19 protein-coding genes and 3 tRNA genes are annotated in these 19,908 nt (G+C 56.3%); 19 read left to right on the top strand and 3 right to left on the bottom strand.

Annotation, left to right across the window (positions count from 1 at the left end; translation table 11 throughout):
• Positions 1 to 55 precede the first annotated feature (55 nt).
• The 3 genes from HMPREF2527_RS06670 to HMPREF2527_RS09900 all read left to right on the top strand — a co-directional run bounded on the left by HMPREF2527_RS06670 (position 56) and on the right by HMPREF2527_RS09900 (position 2,913).
• Positions 56 to 925 (top strand): multidrug ABC transporter permease, encoded by an 870-nt coding sequence (locus HMPREF2527_RS06670; protein WP_070507278.1) that lies wholly within the window; start codon positions 56 to 58, stop codon positions 923 to 925.
• Between the two features lie 201 nt (positions 926 to 1,126).
• The gene (locus HMPREF2527_RS06665) at positions 1,127 to 1,936 is read left to right on the top strand and encodes a hypothetical protein (RefSeq protein ID WP_070507276.1); all 810 of its coding nucleotides are present in this window, start codon (positions 1,127 to 1,129) and stop codon (positions 1,934 to 1,936) included.
• Positions 1,937 to 2,577: 641 nt separating this feature from the next.
• Positions 2,578 to 2,913, top strand: coding sequence for a hypothetical protein (locus tag HMPREF2527_RS09900; protein ID WP_246824784.1), 336 nt, complete (start codon positions 2,578 to 2,580; stop codon positions 2,911 to 2,913).
• Between the two features lie 132 nt (positions 2,914 to 3,045).
• Here the strand turns inward: HMPREF2527_RS09900 and HMPREF2527_RS06655 are convergent, their stop codons facing one another.
• Positions 3,046 to 3,702, bottom strand: a complete 657-nt coding sequence (locus HMPREF2527_RS06655; RefSeq protein WP_070507274.1) for a DedA family protein — start codon at positions 3,700 to 3,702, stop codon at positions 3,046 to 3,048.
• 337 nt (positions 3,703 to 4,039) lie between these two features.
• Here HMPREF2527_RS06655 and HMPREF2527_RS06650 point away from each other — a divergent pair, with 337 nt between their 5' ends.
• The 9 genes from HMPREF2527_RS06650 to HMPREF2527_RS06610 all read left to right on the top strand — a co-directional run bounded on the left by HMPREF2527_RS06650 (position 4,040) and on the right by HMPREF2527_RS06610 (position 14,420).
• A complete protein-coding gene (locus HMPREF2527_RS06650; RefSeq protein ID WP_070507272.1) occupies positions 4,040 to 6,226 on the top strand; it encodes a RecQ family ATP-dependent DNA helicase in 2,187 nt (728 codons plus the stop codon).
• A 42-nt stretch (positions 6,227 to 6,268) separates the two neighbouring features.
• Complete coding sequence (locus HMPREF2527_RS06645) at positions 6,269 to 6,796, top strand: nucleoside deaminase (RefSeq protein WP_049340406.1); 528 nt, start codon at positions 6,269 to 6,271, stop codon at positions 6,794 to 6,796.
• Between the two features lie 299 nt (positions 6,797 to 7,095).
• Entirely contained in the window at positions 7,096 to 8,007 is a 912-nt protein-coding gene (locus HMPREF2527_RS06640; RefSeq protein WP_239662194.1) for an ABC transporter ATP-binding protein, read from the top strand.
• A gap of 2 nt (positions 8,008 to 8,009) precedes the next feature.
• Complete coding sequence (locus HMPREF2527_RS06635; protein WP_070507270.1) at positions 8,010 to 10,616, top strand: YhgE/Pip domain-containing protein; 2,607 nt, start codon at positions 8,010 to 8,012, stop codon at positions 10,614 to 10,616.
• A gap of 78 nt (positions 10,617 to 10,694) precedes the next feature.
• Positions 10,695 to 11,315 (top strand): TetR/AcrR family transcriptional regulator, encoded by a 621-nt coding sequence (locus HMPREF2527_RS06630; RefSeq protein WP_070507268.1) that lies wholly within the window; start codon positions 10,695 to 10,697, stop codon positions 11,313 to 11,315.
• A 166-nt stretch (positions 11,316 to 11,481) separates the two neighbouring features.
• Positions 11,482 to 11,568: transfer RNA gene (locus HMPREF2527_RS06625), tRNA-Ser, on the top strand.
• A gap of 205 nt (positions 11,569 to 11,773) precedes the next feature.
• A complete protein-coding gene (gene upp, locus HMPREF2527_RS06620) occupies positions 11,774 to 12,412 on the top strand; it encodes a uracil phosphoribosyltransferase (protein WP_005507583.1) in 639 nt (212 codons plus the stop codon).
• A gap of 577 nt (positions 12,413 to 12,989) precedes the next feature.
• Positions 12,990 to 13,742, top strand: a complete 753-nt coding sequence (locus HMPREF2527_RS06615) for a winged helix-turn-helix domain-containing protein (protein ID WP_005504418.1) — start codon at positions 12,990 to 12,992, stop codon at positions 13,740 to 13,742.
• Between the two features lie 132 nt (positions 13,743 to 13,874).
• Positions 13,875 to 14,420, top strand: coding sequence for a SixA phosphatase family protein (locus HMPREF2527_RS06610; RefSeq protein ID WP_005504419.1), 546 nt, complete (start codon positions 13,875 to 13,877; stop codon positions 14,418 to 14,420).
• 93 nt (positions 14,421 to 14,513) lie between these two features.
• Here the strand turns inward: HMPREF2527_RS06610 and HMPREF2527_RS06605 are convergent.
• Positions 14,514 to 14,605 (bottom strand) — tRNA-Ser (locus tag HMPREF2527_RS06605).
• 253 nt (positions 14,606 to 14,858) lie between these two features.
• Here HMPREF2527_RS06605 and HMPREF2527_RS06600 point away from each other — a divergent pair.
• The 6 genes from HMPREF2527_RS06600 (at position 14,859) to HMPREF2527_RS06575 (ending at position 18,335) form a co-directional block, all read left to right on the top strand.
• Positions 14,859 to 15,206, top strand: coding sequence for a DUF4190 domain-containing protein (locus tag HMPREF2527_RS06600; protein ID WP_049346009.1), 348 nt, complete (start codon positions 14,859 to 14,861; stop codon positions 15,204 to 15,206).
• Positions 15,207 to 15,415: 209 nt separating this feature from the next.
• Positions 15,416 to 15,904: a hypothetical protein gene (locus HMPREF2527_RS06595; protein WP_005504421.1), complete on the top strand. Its 489-nt coding sequence runs from the start codon at positions 15,416 to 15,418 to the stop codon at positions 15,902 to 15,904.
• Positions 15,905 to 16,105: 201 nt separating this feature from the next.
• Entirely contained in the window at positions 16,106 to 16,750 is a 645-nt protein-coding gene (locus tag HMPREF2527_RS06590) for a polyprenyltransferase (protein ID WP_049358267.1), read from the top strand.
• 181 nt (positions 16,751 to 16,931) lie between these two features.
• A complete protein-coding gene (locus HMPREF2527_RS06585; protein ID WP_141744457.1) occupies positions 16,932 to 17,405 on the top strand; it encodes a hypothetical protein in 474 nt (157 codons plus the stop codon).
• 137 nt (positions 17,406 to 17,542) lie between these two features.
• Positions 17,543 to 17,824 (top strand): hypothetical protein, encoded by a 282-nt coding sequence (locus tag HMPREF2527_RS06580; protein WP_049353199.1) that lies wholly within the window; start codon positions 17,543 to 17,545, stop codon positions 17,822 to 17,824.
• 67 nt (positions 17,825 to 17,891) lie between these two features.
• Positions 17,892 to 18,335 carry a hypothetical protein gene (locus tag HMPREF2527_RS06575; protein WP_070507264.1) on the top strand — a complete coding sequence of 148 codons (444 nt, stop codon included), beginning with the start codon at positions 17,892 to 17,894 and terminating at the stop codon, positions 18,333 to 18,335.
• Between the two features lie 103 nt (positions 18,336 to 18,438).
• Here the strand turns inward: HMPREF2527_RS06575 and HMPREF2527_RS06570 are convergent.
• Positions 18,439 to 18,526, bottom strand: a tRNA-Ser gene (locus tag HMPREF2527_RS06570).
• Positions 18,527 to 18,651: 125 nt separating this feature from the next.
• On the opposite strand from HMPREF2527_RS06570, the gene HMPREF2527_RS06565 reads away from it, so the two are divergent.
• Positions 18,652 to 19,662: an NAD(P)H-quinone oxidoreductase gene (locus HMPREF2527_RS06565; RefSeq protein WP_070507262.1), complete on the top strand. Its 1,011-nt coding sequence runs from the start codon at positions 18,652 to 18,654 to the stop codon at positions 19,660 to 19,662.
• Positions 19,663 to 19,908 lie beyond the last annotated feature (246 nt).

The following is a 19,908-nucleotide window of genomic DNA, read 5'->3' as shown; positions in this document are numbered from 1 at the left end:
ACCTGCCCCGTGCTACAGCGCGCGAGGCAGGTGCGAAGAGAAGAAAGGAACAATGATGTCAGAACGTACCCCAAAGCAGCCGTTGAACGATCCGGAGTACACGGTTCCCGAGTACAGCGTGCTGCTACCCTCCGACGAGGCTGAAAATAGCACGGCAGAGGGCGATGCCGTCTCCAGCAACGTAATTTCCGGTAATGTCGCAGACACTAGCGCGGCGGAGGGCAACGCACCCGGCGGCAGCGCCTCCGAGCACGCCAGCACCCCCGAGCAAACCACTACTGGCTACCGGAAGGCGACCACCGGCTACACTGCCGCCTCCGAGCAGGTAATTCCGGAGCGCCCGAAGGCTATGCGTAGCGTCATGTGGTGCGCTGCCGCCATTATCGTGCTGGGGCCCCTGAGTAATTTTCTGCCGATTCTAAGCGGGTCATATATCGATTTTGAGACGGTGGTGAGTGTTCTCTTCTCTGCCCTGGTGGTTACCCTCATCATCTCCGCCATCCCGATTTTTATTCTCTGGAAGATCTGGGATGGCCGCGAGTGGGCGCGCATTCTTACCATCATCTACTGCGCTCTCGCGGCTGCTAGCGGTGTGCTTATTCTTGCGGATAATTTCTCGGAGTTAAGCTCTAGAGCGGCTGCGGCGTCCAGCCTGGGGCGTGTCGCGAGCGGCGTTTTTACTCTTGTTCTTTACCTCCTGATGATTGTGCTGCTGACTCGTGCTCCTATTAGGGCGTACACCCAAATCGTTAGCGGGGCACGTGCACTAGAACACCAGCAGATGATGTCTGAGACGAGACAGGCTGCCGGTCAGGTGCCGGCGGAACTTCGAGAGCTTTTCGCTGATGATGAGGACGGCGAACGCACCTCATCAAAGGAAAACAACCCTCGCCCGCCACACCGTAGTGCGGGATGGGGAACATAGAAAGGGGCACCAACGTCAGGAGTTCCGAGGCTAGCCCTCGGAATGGTGCACGTGGTTACTCGGATACCTCTGAATACGCTGAGAAAGGGTACCGCCTTCCTGGGGCGAGGCGCGCCTCCTTATATCCTTGGGGTAAGACTCTTTAACGCCCGCCCCGTGCACTGAAGCGCGGGGTGGGTGCCAGGGGAGAAAGGAATGACGATGTCAGAACGTACCCCGAAGCAACCGTTGAATGACCCGGAGTACACGGTTCCCGAATACAGTGTGCTGTTGCCCTCCGACGAGGCTGAAAATAGCACGGCAGAGAGTAACACCGCCCCCACCAGCACCACCACCAGTGGCGCGGTAGGCAGTAACGCGGCAGAGGACAAGGCGCCCCGCGACAGCACCCCCGAGCTCGCCACCACTGGCTACCGGGAGGTGACCGTCGGCTACACTGCCCCTACTGCCTCTGAACATGCGAGTCGGGTACGCCCGAAGGCCCTGCGCAGCGCTAAGCGGTGCATGACCGTCATCATTATTCTGTTGCTTTTCAGGAATATTCAAACGTTCATACTCCTTAAGAACCTAACCTCCAGCTTGGGGGCGCTGTCTCTTCTCTTCACGCTGGGCTTCCCCCTCATCTTCATTTTTATCCAGATTTTCCTCTTCTGGAAGACCTGGGAAGGGCACAGATGGGCGCACATACTTATCCTCGTGTGTAGCGCCTACGAGGTCTTGAGCCGTATGTATTGGTTTGCGCAAGATTTCTTCATGGATTCCAGATATCTCACCTGGCTGATGGAATATTTGCAGTCCTACGACTCTATGGACCTGGCGATTTCTCTTCTCTTGAGTACCGCGGTTGGTGTTGTTATTACTATCCTTTACATCCGGAACATTGTGTTGCTGACCCGTCCCCCTGTATGGGCGTACACGACTGCCGGCAGCACGCCGCATAGTCAGGTGGTTGGTCAGAATCCGCCGGCACATGAGGCTAACTCCAACGAGGGCGGGAACCGCCTCAACTAGGGCGTTTGTCCCAAACGGCACCACTATCACCAAAAGGTTTAGAGCATGAAAAGGTGGGGATACCAAACGGTATCCCCACCCTTTTGCGTTAAATATCGAAATCTTCTAGCTGGTAAAACCCTTTGAGTTATCTAAAAGGTTCCAGGCTTCGTATAAAAACTCTACAAGGCCCGAAGAGCTTACCCTATACTGAAAAAGTATTATTCTCTCAGCTAACTACATCAAATAACTCTTTTAGGTAGGTTTCGCGTAAACCTACCTAAAAAAGTGGAACAACCACCGATTCACGCACCATAGTGCGAGCATACGAGAGAAAGAACGACGATGTTTAACAATACTTCCGGTGCCTCCGCGGGCACGCTGGCACCGCAGCCTAACGCCGCAGCATCGAACTTTCCGGCACCGAACTTTGCGGCACCCGCCGCAGTGGCGCCTCAGCTTCCGGTTCCTACTGGTGCTCGCCCCGTACACGGTGCGCCTAACCCTCAGGCAACCAGCAATCTCCCCCCCCGCGACCCCTCGCCGTCAAGATCGTATTCATCTTCATGATAGTGTTCCTGACTACGTATCCCCAACAGCCTATTGTGGGTCTAGAGTTCACGTTTGCGTATATGTTGGCTGGTATGACGATGGGGCTTACGATGGTTCTCCCTATTGTTCTTGGAGTAGTCTCTGCCTGGTACCTCAATGAGGGTTATGAATGGGCACGAGTGGTGATTATTATCGAGGGCGCGCTACGCATGCTTTTGGACATTGTGGTTGTAGCTCTCTTTTATCACGTCTTTTTGACCGACGATTATAGTACGCAAGCGGCCAGGGTTATGTTTTTTGGCCCGTTTATGACCCTTCACGTCTTCTACGCGAAGATAGCTTTTGACTTCATCAGTCGCATCCTCATTATTGTTCTTCTCTGCCAGCCGCAGGTGGGGCGGTACATCCATATGCGTGGAGACCTGCGACGCATGAGCGTAAAGTAACCTCGCAGAGGCATAGCTCGCTTCCGGGGCGTCGCCTCCACCGGGTTTGAGAGAACACAAAAAGGTGGGGATACCAGACGGTATCCCCACCCTTTCTCGTCCCCGGCTCAGCAGCTGAGAAGGACTCACGTATTACTCAGCAGATTCCTGCTTCGCCTTCGAACGGCCACGCAGATACTCGATAATAACCGGCACCACAGAAACCGCCACAATAATCACAGCAATGTACTCAATGTTGTTGTGCACGAACGGGATACCGCCCAGCAGCACACCCGCCAGACCAATCGAACCAATCCACGCAACCGCACCAACAACATTCCACAGGTGGAACTTCTTACGGTCGTACGAAGAAATACCAGCCGCAAGAGACACAAAAGTACGAACAATCGGCACGAAACGACCCAGAACCAGAGCCAAACTACCGCGCTTCTGGAAGAACTCCTCAGTAGTGTGCAGGTTCTTGGTGCTCAGAATCTTCGCGTCATCCTTGAAGATCTTACGGCCGTAACGGGCACCAATCTGGTAGCCAACCTCAGCGCCAGCAATAGCAACCAGCACCAGGACCGGGAACGCAACCCACAGGGACAGGCCCATCTGCTCATGTAGCATACCCAGAGCAAAAATCAGGGAGTCACCCGGCAGAACAGGGAAAAGAACACCGGACTCAATAAATACGATAATTGCCGAAACAACCAGAACCCAGGGGCCGGTATCGAGCAGGAACTGCTCAAGGTCGAGGCCCAAGAGCGCAACCGGAAGATGCGCCAAAGCGGTGGCAAGAAAAGTCATGAAAAATCCTGAACTGTGAGTGGACCGCACACACGGATCGGCGGCGGAGTAACACCAGCATAGAAAGCGTACCTATGGTGAACATTGTGCAAAACTATGCGGAGGCTGTGTATTACTGGCACAATTCTACCGGCATTTACGCCGGACGCACGGGTGAGCGAGGCGTAAATCTCCTCGCCCGCATGGCGAAACAACCTGAGGTGACGCGGCGCTCGCGTGCCTCCCCAAGAAATGACCATCCGCAGAGCCGGGCGATACCGGGTGTGACATGATGGAAAGAGAGCACGGCGCGTCGCGGCGTAGCGATTGACCCAACCACCCACCGTTGGAGAGAACCATGAACCCCCAGCAGTCAGCTTCCAGCCCCGCGGACTCCCTGCGCACCGATTCCCTGCAGGCTGACCCTCTGCACGCTGAAGCCCGCGAAGTGTTGCGCCGCCTCACCGGTGTCGCTGATGCTGAGTTCCACGATGGCCAGTACGAGGCGATTCGCGCCCTCGTCGCCGACCGAGCCCGCACTGTGGTGGTGCAGCGTACCGGCTGGGGTAAGTCCGCCGTCTACTTCATCTCCTCCCTGCTGTTGCGTGCCCGCGGTATGGGCCCGGCGCTTATTGTCTCCCCACTGCTCTCCCTGATGCGTGATCAGGTTGAGGCAGCATCCCGCGCGGGGGTGCGCGCCGCAATGGTGAACTCCGCGAACGTGACCGAATGGGATGAGATCCGCACCCGCCTCGAAACTGATGAGCTCGATGTGCTGCTGGTGGGCCCCGAACGCCTCAATAACCCGGCGTTCCGCGAGCAGTGGCTGCCGTACCTGCTGCCGCGCCTGGGCCTGCTTGTTATTGATGAGGCGCACTGTATTTCTGACTGGGGCCATGATTTCCGCCCCGATTACCGCCGTATTGGTTCGCTCATTAAGTCTCTGCCGGTGGGTGTGCCGGTGCTGGCGACAACCGCGACCGCTAATGACCGCGTTAGCCGCGATATCGCTGAACAGCTCAGCACTGACACCGCCCCTGTGCACGTAATCCGCGGCCCGCTATCCCGCGAGTCCCTGCGCCTGGGTGTGCTTACCCTGCCTGATGAGGCGCAACGTATCGGCTGGCTACTCACGCACCTGAACGACCTGCCCGGATCCGGCATTATCTACACGCTGACTGTCTCTGCTGCAGAAGATACCGCAAACGCTCTGCGTGCCAGCGGCTACGAGGTTCTCGCCTACACGGGTAAAACCGACCCCGATGAGCGCCTGGTTGCGGAGCAGGCGCTCAAGGAAAACCGTGTCAAGGCTCTTGTGGCGACGAGTGCCCTCGGTATGGGTTTTGATAAGCCTGATTTGGGTTTTGTGGTGCACCTGGGCGCGCCGTCGTCTGCGGTGAGCTACTACCAGCAGATTGGTCGTGCCGGTCGAGGTGCCGTCAACGCTGATGTTTTGCTCCTGCCCGGTCGTGAAGACCGCGCCATTTGGGAGTATTTTGCGACCGCCTCCATGCCTAACGAGGAGCAGGCGCTGGCTGTTCTTGATGCGCTGGCTCAGACCCCGGAGGGGTTGAGCATTACCGCTTTGGAGGCGCGCGTTCAACTGCGCCGCTCAACCCTGGAGCTTCTGCTGAAGGTGCTGGATGTTGAGGGCGCCGTCGTGAAGGAAGGCAACTATTGGCGTCGAACCTCTTCGCCGTGGCGGTACGATAACGCTCGCTATGCGGCGGTGGCGCAGGCACGTGTGCTGGAGCAGAACGCCATGCTCGAGTATGAATGTACTAGTCAGTGCCGCATGCTTTTCCTGGCTCAGCAGCTTGATGATGCTTCCGCTGTTGCGTGCGGTCGTTGCGATGTGTGCGCGGGCCCCTGGTACCCGGTGGAGGTCCCCACTGAGGCACTGCAGGCGGCACAGAGCAGCTTCAACACGGTCGGTGTGCCGTTGCAGCCGCGTCGTATGTGGCCGAGCGGGTTGGATCAGCTGATGGGTGCGGATGCGCCGCGCGGTCGTATCCGCCCGGAGGAGCAGGCTGAGCCCGGTTATGCGTTGGCGCGTCTGAGCGACATGGGGTACGGCACTCGCCTGCGTGAGCTTCTGGCGACGAATGAACTGGGCGAGCCGGTTGATTCTGAGGTTCCTGCCGAGCTGGGTCGTGCCTGCGTGAAGGTGCTTGCGGCTTGGGAATGGGCTGAGGCGGGTCGTCCGGTGGCGGTGCTGACTCTGCCTTCGCCGGTGCGCCCGCGCTTGGCTCAGTCTCTGGGTCGGGGGCTTGCGTCGGTGGGGCGCCTGGTGGATTTGGGTCAGGTTTCTCTGGTGGATGAGCCCCGTTTCTTTGGCGGTAATAGTGCGTTCCGTTGCGCGGACGTGGTGCGCTCGTACCGGGTTCCTGCTGAGGTTCTGGACTATGTGCGTGAGCATCAGTGCCCGGTTCTACTGGTTTCTGATGTGGTGGATTCGCGGTGGGCGTTTACTGCGGTGGCTCGCGAGCTGAGGTTGGCGGGCGCTTCTGCGGTGTATCCTTTCTCTTTGGGTGCTACTCACTAGTCGCGCTCGATAATGCTTCATTTATTCCCCTGACGAGGATTTATGTCATATTCGGAATATTCAAAATTAACGGTCACTGATGGTTCCTCCGCTGTGCTCAGCGATATTCCCTCTCGCTCTGAACACAGTGAGTGGATGGCGCACGCCCTCGTTGAGGGTGCCGCCGCTGGTGAGCGTGGCGAGATTCCTATCGGCGCCGTGGTAGTGGATGAGCAGGGCATCATTATTGGTTCAGCGGGCAATACCCGCGAGCAGGAGCATGACCCCAGCGCCCATGCGGAGGTGAATGCGATTCGTCAGGCGGCGGCGCATCGTGGGCAGTGGCGCCTGGACGGTTGCACCCTGGTCGTGACCGTGGAGCCGTGCCTGATGTGTGCCGGCACGATTTTGGCGTCGCGCGTTTCGACGGTGGTTTTTGGTGCCTGGGAGGAGAAGACGGGGGCTGCTGGTAGCCGTTACGATGTGCTGCGTGACGGCAAGGTCGCTCCGGCTCCCGAGGTGTATGCGGGGGTGCGTGCTGATGAGTGCGCGCAGCTGATGGTGGACTTCTTTAAGGAACGCCGCCCCTAACCGTCACCCGTGGTGGCGCTTCAGGAACTGTTTTGTATAACGTGGAAAGCTGCGTGAGAACGCGTGGCTTTCCGCGTTATTTGTACGAAACCCCCATTTATTTGAAAAATACTTCAAAAATTTCAAAATTGGTACCCAATTTCAGGCAAAAAGCCCACTACATCACACATGTCCGGGTCTACCATATATAGGCACTGGAGCCTCCGTCTGCCCGTGACTGAAAATAGATACCCCACGCAACCTGCGGAGTGCTCCCCAAAACTCACCTGAACCGTCCTGTATTTAAAGGGGATTTATTCGTGCTTCGCGTTGACAATATTTGGGCTAAGGGGCGTCACCACGCCCTTTTTGGTCGTACCTCTTTTTCTGTAAATCAGGGCGAGGTCATCATTATTCAGGCGGATAGCCAGATGGAGCGCACCTCGCTGGGTTTGGCTCTTACCGGCCGTTTGCCTCTGTCGGGTGGCGAGATTTTTTGGAGCGATGGTGATGCGGAGCCGCAGCCGATTTCGATGAAGAAGCTGCGTCGTATCAGTGACATTATCGACTCTCCTGACGTGACCGCCCCCGAGCAGCACATGCGTGTGCACGATTACGTGTCTGAGATGCTCTCCTATAATCTGCCGGTTTTTGGTCGTTCCCGTGCGAGCCGCTGGCTGAAGGAACGCGGTCTTGAGGACCTGGACGGCCTGTGGATGGATGAGCTTGATGGTGAGATGAACATTGAGCTGATGGCGGCTTTGGCGCAGGCGAGTCCTTCGGACCTGCTGGTTTTTGATACGCCCTCCCGTCATTTGAACCACACCTATATGTGGCTTCCTTACCTGGAGGAGCTTGCCACTGACGAGGATCGCCCTCGCACTGTGGTGGCGATTGTTCCGCATATTTCGGAGTCCTGGCAGGGCGCCCGTGCTGTGGTGGGTAGTGTTCACATGGATCAGGACGGCGAGTTTGAGCCGGCTGAGGAGCCTGTAGAAGAGCTGACTGAGACGGAAGCGCTGACTGCGGCAGAAGAACTAACCCAGACCGAGCCTGTGATTGACGTGATTGAGGTGCGTGAGGTGGAGGAAATCCCCGCGGCCTCTTCGATTTCCCTCACCCCCGCGGTATCCGGCACTTCCGGAGCCGCTCAGACCACTGACCATAAGACTGATAACCAGAAGACCGGCAACCAGAAGACTGTTGCCCAGAAGACCGCTGAGAAGGAGTAAGAATGACTGTTCTGCGTGTGGCTCTTGTTGAGCTTAAGCGCCTGACCAGCGGTGTTTTGCCGGTTCTGGTGCTTCTTGCTATGTCTTGCATCCCGCTGCTGTACGGCGCCCTGTACCTGTACGGTAACTGGGATGCTTACGGCAATGTGAATGGCATTGTGGGTGCTCTCGTGGTTGAGGATGAGGGCGCGACGGATTCCGAAGGTAAGCAGGTGAATACCGGTGCTGACGTGAAGAAGAATCTTCTGGATGCTGGCACGTTTGATTGGCGTCAGGTGCAGACTCGTACTGAGGCTGTCGAGGGTGTGGAGAACGGCACCTATGACTTTGCGATGGTGATTCCGAAGGATTTCTCGCGTAATTTGCAGAGTGCCGGTTCGTTTAAGCCTGATGCTGACGGTAAGACGGGCCCTATTGATGCGCGTTCGGCGGGTATCGAGGTCATTACGAATGACGCGAATAACTATGTGCTGACGAATATTGTCACGAAGGCGGGCACTGCGGTGCGTGATTCGGTGGCTGAGAAGGTCGGTAATTCGACGGCTAATTCGCTGTTGGCTAGCTTCACGACGATTCATTCGAAGATGGATGAGGCTGCTGATGGTGCGTCGAAGGTGAATAACGGTACGGTGAAGCTGGCGGACGCTATCACTCAGCTGAAGGACGGTACCGCCACGGTGAATGATGGTGCCGTGAAGCTGAAGGATGGTACCTCCTCTCTGGCTGATGGTCAGTCGCAGTTGTTGGATGGTCAGAAGCAGTTGGCTGAGGGGGCCGCGAAGCTTGCTGATGGTGTGTCGACTTTGGATTCTGGTGCGGCGAAGCTGGATTCTGGTGCCGCGAAGCTTGCTGATGGTGCCTCGAGCTTGAAGGATGGTTCGTCGACCTTGGCTTCGGCGGCGGCGTCTGCTTCTGAGGGTGCGTCGAAGCTAAAGGACGGTTCGGCGACCCTGGCTGAGGGTACTGCGAGCTTGAAGAGCGGTTCGGCGGCGGTTGCGAAGGGTGCTAATGATTTGGCGTCGGGTATTCATCAGTTGCGTGAAGGCATGGATCAGGCTGGTATTCGTGAGTTGCCGGCTGAGCTGAACGCGATGTGCATGCGTCTGCATGAGACGGATACGTCTGCCGGTAGTGGCGATTTTGGTCGTGATCTGTCGAATACTGTGGTGTCTGCGAGTGCGCAAAAGGTGCGTGCTCAGGTGACTCCGCTGGTTGAGGCGGGTACGTTGACTCAGGAGCAGGCTGATCAGCTGGTGGCTGCTGTTGATTCTGAGGAGACGAAGAATGAGGTTGCTGAGCTGAATCAGAAGGCTCTGCAGTCGCACCTGGCTACTCGTGATGCTGCCGCTGCTGATGCACTGTCGAAGCTGAGCGCATTGAAGTCGAGCCATTGTATTTCTGATGGTTCGTCGTCGACTGCGGTGAAGATTCAGACTTTGGTGGCTGGCGTGGATTCGCTGGATTCCGGTGCGTCTTCGCTTGCCAAGGGCGCTTCGTCGGTGGCTGATGGTGCCGCTCGTGTGGATGCTGGCGCGTCCTCGTTGGCGTCGGGTTCGGCGACCCTGGCTGATGGTAATTCCAAGATCGCTTCGGGTGCTTCGAGCCTTGCGAGTGGTTCTGCGACTCTGGCGGGTGGTGCTTCTGAGCTGAAGGAGGGTACTGATTCTTTGAAGAACGGCACTGCCGAGCTGAAGGATGGTAGCGGTACTTTGGCGGAGAAGGAGCAGTCTGCGGTTGAGGGTCAGCAGAAGCTGGCTGATGGCGCGAATGAGCTGAAGGATGGTGCGTCGCAGCTTTCTGACGGTACGGCGAAGCTGTCTGATGGTTCTACTCAGCTGAATGATGGTGCTTCCGAGTTGAAGGATGGCACTTCGTCGTTGGAGAGCGGTCTGGCTTCTGGCGCTAAGCAGGTTCCGAGCCTTGCGCCGACTGAACAGGCGAAGGTTGCGGATACGATGTCGAACCCTGTGACTTTGTCGCATGAGTCGCTGGCGTCGGCTCGTAACTATGGTGAGGGCATGGGCCCGTTCTTCATGTGCTTGGCGCTGTGGATTGGTGGCCTGATGCTGGTTCAGACGCTGCGCGTGATGAATAACCGTGCGTTGGCTTCGCATGCTCCGTCGATTCGTGTGATGCTCGGTAGCTGGATGCCGTTCGGACTGGTAGGTATTGCTCAGGCGACTCTGATGTTCGCGGCGATTAAGTTTGGTTTGGGCTTTGAGATGGCTCATCCGTGGCTGGTGTGGCTGTTCCTCTGCTATGTGGCTCTGGTCTTTACCGGTTTCATTCATGGTCTGACGGTGATCTTGGGTGCGCCGGGCAAGCTGGTTGCTTTGGTCATTCTGATTCTGCAGCTGATTACTGCGGGCGGCACGATGCCGTATGAGACTTTGCCTGAGTCGATTCGTTGGATGCATGACTTCTTCCCGATGAGTTATGCGGTGGCGGGTACGCGTCGTTTGGCGTACGGCATTAATGAGTCGAGCCTGTGGGGCATCATGCTGGTTTTGACCCTGTGGGGTTTGGCTGGTCTGATGTTGGGTTACATCGGCACGCGTCGTGATCGTACGTGGTCGTTGAAGAAGCTTGCGCCGGAGATTGAGGTTTAGGCGCTCTGCTGGCTAGCACCGGGGAAAACTGTCTAATAAAATAGAGGTATATCTGCAAAAAGGGAGGGAGGACTTCTGATGTTGCAGCGCCCTGTCGCTGAAGCTGCAAGTCGTCGTCCCGGCCGTACTGGTAGAACTCAGTTGAAGTTGTTCAACGCTGCCATGGATATCATGACCCAGAAGGGGCTTGAGTACGCCACTGTTGAAGAGGTGGCTGCCCGGGCGGGTGTTTCTAAGGGAACCGTGTATTACAACTTTGGTTCTAAGAAGACCATGGTGGATCAGCTGGTCCAGTACGGCACGCAGTTGCTGCTGAGCGATGCGCGTCGCGCGGCGTCGGTTCATTCTGATCCGCGTGAGGCGTTGCGGAGTGCCGTTCGTGCCGCGTTCCAGTATCTTGAGGACCGTCCGGGTTTTACTCGGATGTGGCTTGCGGAGGCGTGGAAGGGCGCGGATGGTTGGACCGAGGCGATGAGCGATAACCGTCTGGATCTTCTGAATTATTTGGAGGAGATGACGGAGGCTGTGGCTCGCCGCTATACGGTTGATACCGCTCAGAATCCTCGTGCGATTGCGATCTCTATGTTCGGCGCGATTTATATGCTTGCCATGGATCGTGAAGTGCATCAGGCGGAGCGTAATGCTGAGGATGCAACGCGTGCTGTCATGCTGGTTGTAGATGGGTATATCCGTCATTAGGCGGACCTGTTGGGTCTGCAGACGTAGCCGGGACTTCGGTGTCGGGTGTCGAAAAGGGCACGGTTAAAGGGGCCGTGAAAGAGGCGACACCCGGCTGCCGTACGCGCACGATATGTAGGCTCATTCTTGCCCTCCTGTTGGGGGTGTGCTATAGTTTTCCACTGTTGGTGGTGTGTCCGAGCGGCCGAAGGTGCATCACTCGAAATGATGTTTGGTGTAAAAGCCAACGGGGGTTCAAATCCCTCCACCACCGCACCAACGAAAACCCGTCGAGATTCGTCTCGGCGGGTTTTTGCATGTCCGGATTGTTTCGGATTGTTCTGGGGTGGTGCTGGCGGGTGCATTGGTGGGTGCGCTGGTGGGTTCTGCGCGGCGGTATTCGCCTCGTTTTATAGGGTGTGTGCCACTTCCGGGGCTTTGCCGGTGCTTGCTGATTCGGGGGTGGGTAAAATCGTATTATGCGTATTAAGATTCTTGACCACCCGCTGGTCTCTCACAAGATTAGTGTTCTGCGTGATAAGAACACTCCGTCCCCGATTTTCCGTCAGCTGGTTGATGAGCTGGTGACCCTTCTTGCCTATGAGGCGACTCGCGAGATTCGTGTGGAAGAGGTTGAGGTTGTGACTCCGGTGGCGACTACTACCGGTGTTCGTATTGCTGATCCGAAGCCGCTGGTTGTTCCGATTCTGCGTGCTGGTCTGGGCATGCTGGAGGGTATGACCCGTCTGGTTCCGACCGCTGAGGTGGGTTTCCTGGGTATGGCTCGTAATGAGGAGACCCTGGATATTGTGACGTATGCTGAGCGTCTGCCGGAGGACCTGACTGGTCGTCAGGTGTACCTGCTGGACCCGATGCTGGCTACCGGTGGCACTCTGATTGAGGCCATTAAGTTCCTGCGTGAGCGTGGTGCTGAGTCTGTGACGTGCGTGTGCCTGATTGCTGCTCCTGAGGGCATTGCTGCTCTGGAGAAGGGCATTGAGGGTATGGAGAATGTTGACCTGTTCCTGGCTGCTCGTGATGAGCGTCTGAACGAGAAGGCGTACATTATTCCGGGTCTGGGTGACGCCGGTGACCGCCTGTACGGTCTGGCTGAGTAGTTTTCAGCGTTATTCACGTGATGTGAGTGGGGCGCCTCTGCATATGTTTAAGCATGTGCGGGGGCGCTTTGTTGTGTCTGCTGGAGGCCGTGTGCAGGTCATATGGTGTGGTGTTGGGGGATGTGTGTCTAACGGTCTGCTGTCTTGGGTGTTTATGGTGTTGTTGGGCGCTTGTGTGGGTTTATGAAACACCCTTGATAATATGTGATGAGGAACACTATAGTGCTTTGAGGGGCTCAAAATATATTGAGCATATTCACAGCTTCACATGAAAATACAGGGTGAAACCAGTAAATAAAAGAAGCTATGAATATTTATAAGAGAAAAAATACTGAAAGCTTCAGGTAGTCCCTGAAACCCCAAAACGCGAGAGGGGGTATTGTACTCCTCTCGCCCATAAAGATGAATCCACTATGCCGAATCCGCTTGATTTATCCGTCAAATAGGAGAAATATTAAGTAAGAGGATTGAAGCTCGAACAGGTATTGGGGACTGTTTGACTCGGCGTCACTTCCGGCGCACCCCACACTACGTACGACAGGGATCCCGTACACAGACTTTGAGAGAAGGTTGAATCATGTCAGGCGCTGTACCTGGATATGTGCACATCTCCCAGCGCGGCCGCGCCGCTAAGCGCCAGGTCGTGCAGCCTCAGCGTCCCGTTGCGCAGGCTGCAACGTTGCGTCCGATGACTTTCTCAGCCGGTGACCCTGCCCATAAGCAGGCTCAGGAAAATGAGGCACGCGGCTTTGTGCTCTATGTTGGTTTGAACGAGGAACTTGCTGCAGCGAACGGCACCTCCCTGGTGCGTATCGTTCAGGATTTGCGCACTTATGCACACCACCTGGCTCCCGAGTCGGAGTCGTACGCCGCTGTGGCGTTGGCTCCGGTGAACGCTGAGGGTAGCGACCTTGAGGTAGTACGTAATGCACTCGGCGATCCGACCGCAATGTATATGCACCCGGAGGCGCATGTCGCCCGCGAAGCAGAGACCACGAATAGCCACTCTTCGGGTGTGCTGATTGATTTGGCACGCCGCGAGGTGTTCCTGGACGGTGAGCCGCTCATGCTGACCTTCAAGGAATTCGAGCTGCTGGCACACCTGGTGGAGAATTCTTCCCGCACCGTGGGTCGTGAGGAGCTGCTGAAGGCGCTGTGGAGCTCCGGTGACGAGCATCCGCATGAGCGTACGATTGACGTGCATATTCGTCGTCTGCGTTCGAAGCTGGGCCGCCTGTCGGGTACCGTGCGTACGGTGCGCGGTCAGGGTTACCGCTTCTTTGAGCACCCCGAGGTTGTTGTCTGGGCTGCTCCGGAATACTCAATCTAGTTTTTAGAGTGCACCTCGGTGTGCTGGCGTCATGCCGGTGCGCCGGGGTTTACTTGTGCCCCCTAGGGGTGTTAGTGTGCGTGCTGTGGCGGCGTGCGGCACGTTCCGGCGCCCTCTAGATAGAATGGGTGTATGGCTGAAAATTCTTCCAACACTGCATCTGGCTCGCACCGCAGCGGGGTCAAGCGTCTGATTATTATGCGCCATGCGGAGGCTGATTGGGGTCTGAACGATTTTGATCGTCCGCTGACGAAGCGCGGCCATGAGCAGGCTGCCGCTGCTGGCGCCTGGCTGGCGGCTCGCGGTTATATTCCGGAGCAGATTATGTCGTCGTCGGCTTTGCGTACTCGTCAGACGACTACTTGGGTTTCGGATGGTTTGGGGGCGAAGGCGCCTACTGCTCATCTGGATGAGGGGCTGTATGAGGTGTCTGCGTCCCGCATTATTGCGCGCATTAACAGCGTTTCGGAGAATGTTCATTCTCTGATGGTGGTGTCGCATCTGCCCGGCGTGCAGGATGCCGCGCAGCGCCTGATGAGCCCTGATTCTGACCCGAACGCGTCCATGGATGTGTATTACGGTTTCCCACCCTCTTCCATTGCGGTGTTTGAGGTGCCGGGGGAGTGGGCTCTGCTTGATGGTGCGGATGCGCGCCTCGTGGACTTCAAGAGCTTCTAGACCAGGAGTTTCTAGCCCAGGTTTTTCTAGGCTTTGTACCTGAATGAAATGGGTAAAGCAAAAGCCCCGTACCAGCCGGTACGGGGCTTTTTGTGGCGGAGACGGGGGGATTTGAACCCCCGGTCGAGTTTAACCCCGACCCTTCATTAGCAGTGAAGTCCATTCGGCCGCTCTGGCACGTCTCCACGGTGCGCTCGTGAGCGCATCCCTATAAGAATATAGGCTGTTTTGCGCTTGGTCAATTCGGCCCGTGCTTTGGAGATATCTCTGAGTATGTGTTGCTTTATAGGGCGGATTATGGATTGTGTGCTTTGAGGCTCATATACATTTTCGATAGACTGCTACTGTCCAACCGATAAATAGAGGGCGTCTCTGGCGTGTGATTTTTCCATGCAGCGTTGCCAGAGTCGTCTTATTTACTCAACGAAATGAGAAATCATGTCTGAAAACCCCAACAACCCCCAGCCCCAGTTCAACCAGGACCCCCAGTTTAGCCAGCAGGCACCCCAGTTCAATCAGCAGGTTCCTTACGGTGTGCCCGTTCAGACCCCTGAGCAGCAGGCTCAGGCGAAGAAGGCAAAGACCCTGTCGATTGTCTCTCTGGTGAGCGGTATTGTGAGCTTCTTTGTCCTCGGTTTCATCCTTGGTGCTGTAGCTATTGCGACCGGCCGCCTGGCTATGAATAACCCCGAGCTGAAGAACCGCGGTATGGCTATTGCCGGTACTGTTCTGGGTGTCGTCAGTATTATTTTGCTGGTCGCTCTGAAGATTTTTGTAAAGCAGTAAGATTGAAGCTACCTGCAGTAGCCTCATGATTTGAGGAAGCCCGCGTGTACTCCGTGTGCACGCGGGCTTTTGCGTGCCTAATTAGTTTTCTAATTAGTGCATATATGGTGCGTATAGCTCCAGAATGACGAATCCGTTTGTGCCCACCTCAGCGATAGGTTAGGGTGAGTAAGGTTCAATACACACCATTCACACGAAAGAGGGACCACATGTCTCAGAACCCGCAGGACTCTAACTCCTACGACTACAACCCGGAATACGGCAACCTGAACGAGCAGAACGCTCAGAACGGTCAGCAGCAGTACCAGCAGCCTGGTCAGTACGGTCAGCCCATGATGGTGCCCGTCGGCATTGTTCAGAAGACCCCCGAGCAGCTTGCTGGCGAGAAGGCTGGTCAGACCTCCATGGTGCTCGGCATTATTGGTCTGATCTGCAACTTCTTTGTTAGCTGGTGGCTGTTCGGTCTGCCCTCGCTGATCATGGGTGTTATCGGCATTATGAAGGCTAATGAGGCTGAGCGTTTTGGCACTGCAGCTTCGGGTGGTCGCATCATGGGCTGGATTAACGCAGCTTTTGGTGGCCTATTCTTGGTTGTAATCGGTGGTTTCCTGCTGCTGGGTCTTATCGGCGCGGCAGGTGCTGCTTCTTCCTCTTCCAACCACTTTACTGAGCTGGTCAGCACCCTGGCACTCTTCTAAAAGGTCTCGCCCTCCTAGAGGGTACATAAAAGCCCCGTTTCTCGTATTGAGGAGCGGGGCTTTCGCGTACCAGCTGGCACTCTACTGCCCTCTTAAAATGTATTGCGCGGGTTTGTGCGACAGATGTAGTTGTACCCGTTTCGGTGATAGGTTAGGGTGAATACTGTTTAACACACACCAGCCGTACGAAAGTGAGATGCCATGTCTCAGAATCCTCGGGGTTCAGACCCCTACGACTACAACCCGGACTACAACCGTCTGAACGAGCAGTACAACCAGAACGGCCAGTACGGGCAGAACACTCAGTACGGTCAGTATGGCCAATACGGTCAGGGTTCTTACGGCCAGTACGGGCAGAGCTCCTACGATCAGTATTCTTATGACCAGTACGGTCAGAATTCGTACGGCCAAGACTCGTATGGTCAGAATCAGTACGACCCGTACGGTCAGCAGTACCAGCAGCCCGGCCAGTACGGTCAGCCCATGATGGTTCCTATTGGCATTGTTCAGAAGACCCCCGAGCAGCTTGCCGGTGAGAAGGCTGCTCAGACTTCCACGGTGCTGGGTATTATCAGCTTGGCGTGTATAGTGACTCTCAGCTGGTGGCTGTTTGGTCTGCCTTCCCTGATTCTGGGTGTTATCGGTATTTTCAAGGCGAACGAGGCAGAACGTTTTGGCGCGGCTGCTTCGGCTGGGCGTATCTTGAACTGGATTAGCGTAGTCATTGGTGGCATGTTCCTGGTGCTTTTTGGTGGCGGTATGCTGCTGGCGATTATGCTGGCTCTTTCTGATTCTGCCGCAAATTCTAGGCTCGTGGAGACTGCGCAGATGCTGGTACTTTTCTAAACACTTTCACCCTCATTGGAGGGTACGCAAAAGCCCCGTTCCTCAACGCAAGGATCGGGGCTTTGCTGTGTATATGCCGTATGTTTCGTGGAATGGTCCTGACATGCTTGTTCCCGTGCGGGGGAAGGTCTAGGGTGAAGTTAACACCCCCTCGTGTGGAATGTGAAAGGTCGTGGATGCGATGTCGCAGCTACCCCAAAACAATGAAGCCTTCGGTAACGCCCCGGAATACGCCAAGCCCCACCGGGGGAGCGACAGCGTGCAGTCTGTTATGGACGACCAGCCGTTACCCGCGAGTGAGTTCTCTTCGAGCGTGTGGAAGATGGGCCCTGGTGAAAAAGCCGCAAACCTCTCCCTGATTTTCGGTGTCTTCGGTATGCTTATTCTCGCCCTAGCGTTTTGGTGGGTTTCCCATGGCTTTGGTATCGGCATGCCAATAATCATTGCTGCGCCATTACTGAACCTCTTGGGTCTCTGGCAAGCACGAGTGGCAAGACAGCACGGTGAAGACGCCAATGTGGGTCTGCTTCTCAGTGGGATAGGAATGGTCATTGTCATCGCCATCGTCGGCTTCATCATAATGATTGGGTTTGCTCTGTACGGCTTCAATGATGCAGGCCCGTCGACGAGCCTGAGCGCTCTCTCACTTCGATAGACACGTAACACCCGGTATTGAAAGGTTATTATGCAACGATGCAGGATCCAATCCTAGGCCCGTATTCCGACCCAGCAGCTGGTCTGCGCTCGAAACCTCATCGCCACAAACAGGGTGCTGATATTGAAGAGCCCCCTATGATGCAGAGCGGTGGGAAAACAGCGACTAATCTAGGGGAACGAGCCTCCCAACTTTCACTCACTTTCGGTGTGCTCAGCCTCATCAACATCATGGTGTCGGGTCCGTGGTTTTTCGGTATCCCCACCATCATCTTAAGTGTCCTTGGTCTACATAAAGCTAAGGAAGCGGATAGTTACGGCGTAGTTTCTCTTGCGGGTCGAATCCTGAGCTGGATAGCTATCGCCAAGCTTGTCCTCGTGTACGTACTGATTGTGTGGGCGTGGTTCAACGGCGAATAGGTTTTTGCGAAGCACCAGGCTGAGGTATTCAACTAACGCGTGTAGATCCTGAAAGGTTGTGGATGCGATGTCGCAGCTACCCCAAAACAACGAAGCTTTCGATGACAACCCCGAGTACGCCAAGCTCTACCAGGCGAACAACAGCGTGCAACCCAGTGCTGACGATACGGACGACTGGGAGCAACATGCGAGCGAGCAACCTCCCGCTGTGCAAGGAACACAAGACGGTAAAAGGGCTGCGAACTTCTCCCTGCTTTTCGGCTTCCTCAGCCCGCTGTCTTTCGTTCTAGGGTTTTGGTTGCTTGTCCAGGGTCTTGGAGAAAGTGGTCTGCAGGTAGCTCTCGCCGCGCCGGTGCTGAACATCCTGGGTATCTGGCAGGGGTGGGTAGCGCAGAGGCACGGTGTACCTGCCCTAGCGGGTCGTATTCTCAACTGGCTGGGGCTATGCTTTTTCATCGGTATCGCCGCCCTCTTCATGTATATTGCGAATGCCTTGTCACAAATCAACTGACGACGCCCTCCGGTAACTCAAAACGGCGTATGCAAAGAGCCCCGTTCCTCAATACGAGGAACGGGGCTCTTTGCGCTCCACACGTGGAGCAGAAGCTAAAACGCGGATGGTAAGGGATTTGAACCCTTGAGACGGGGTCACCGCCTACTGGTTTTCAAGACCAGCTCCTTCGGCCGCTCGGACAACCATCCATACGCACCAGAGACCGGCATTTTATGGCAATACCGTGCCGCAGGGCACTACGAGATTATCTCATGCGATAAGCTTTCTGTAAATCGCGCACCAACGATGGTGCTTCCGGCAATGAGGAGGACTCATGAGAGCAATTATTGAGAACAGTCACGGCGGACCTGAGGCTCTGACAATCAGCGAAGTCCCCGCCCCCGTACCCCGATCCCACGAAGTTCTCGTCCGTGTTCACGCCGCCGGAATCAACCGCGCCGACGCCCTGCAGCGCCGCGGATTCTACCCGCCGCCCGCCGGCGCGAGCGCCATCTACGGCCTCGAAGTAGCCGGCGTCATTGAAGCGGTCGGTGAAGGCGCCTCCGTGGAGAACAGCGGCACCCCCGTCATGGCGCTCCTCGCTGGAGGCGGCTACGCCGACTACGTGACCGTACCGGTCGACCACGTGCTGCCCGTACCCGAACAGCTGAGTTTTGCCGAAGCCGCCGGTATTCCCGAAGTCGCGGCAACCGTCTACTCGAACCTGGTTCTCACCTGTGGTATGAGCATGAACCCCGCCGAAAACCTCAAGGAAGACGGTGAACCCGCGGTGGTGCTCGTGCACGGTGGTACCGGCGGTATCGGTGTGCACGCTATTCAGCTGGCGCTCGCCGTAGGTACCCGCGTGTTTGCAACCGTGGGAACCGAGGAAAAAGCAGAATATGTGCGCTTACTAGGTGCGGAACCCATTATTTATACAGAACATTCGTTCCGTGAAGTTCTGCTGGCTGAAACTGGCGGACGCGGCGCTGACTACATCCTCGACGTCGTGGGCGGAAAGTACCTGGACGACAATCTGCACACCCTCGCCGACGGCGGGCACCTGTGCATTATCGGTCTGATGGGCGGCGCCAAAGCAGAAGTGAACCTGGGGTATATGCTCTCCCGCCGCCTGTCGGTGCACGCTACGAGCCTGCGTACCCGTTCGGATCATCAGAAGGCTGAGATTCTGCGAGGTGTACGCGAACACGTGCTGCCGCTGATTGAATCCGGCAGGATTGGCGTGGGTCTGGACCGTATCTTCGACATGGAGGAGGCGGCTGCCGCCCACGAATACTTCGACTCCGGTCAGCATCGCGGCAAGATTGTGCTGCGCATGGTCTAGAAATCGCTGCGCCCCTGCGGTGCTATTTTAGGCCGGTGCCATTTTAGACTGGCGCTGCGGGGAGCGTCGCGTGAGCGGCGTGAAGAAAATCTGGGTTTGAAATAAACAGTTGACTGCTGACATCTCGTCACCAAAAGAGATTTAGGGTAACCTAAGTATAGGGAGGTTTGCGGGTCGCCGCAGAGCCCATCGCCGGCAGCCTCCACCGACCAACCAACACGGCACACACACCACGCAGAGGAGGGC

Source organism: Rothia sp. HMSC071B01 (assembly GCF_001808945.1).
Lineage (GTDB): Bacteria > Actinomycetota > Actinomycetes > Actinomycetales > Micrococcaceae > Rothia.
Note: the sequence above shows the minus strand (reverse complement) of the source record. Positions and strands in the feature narration are given on the sequence as shown.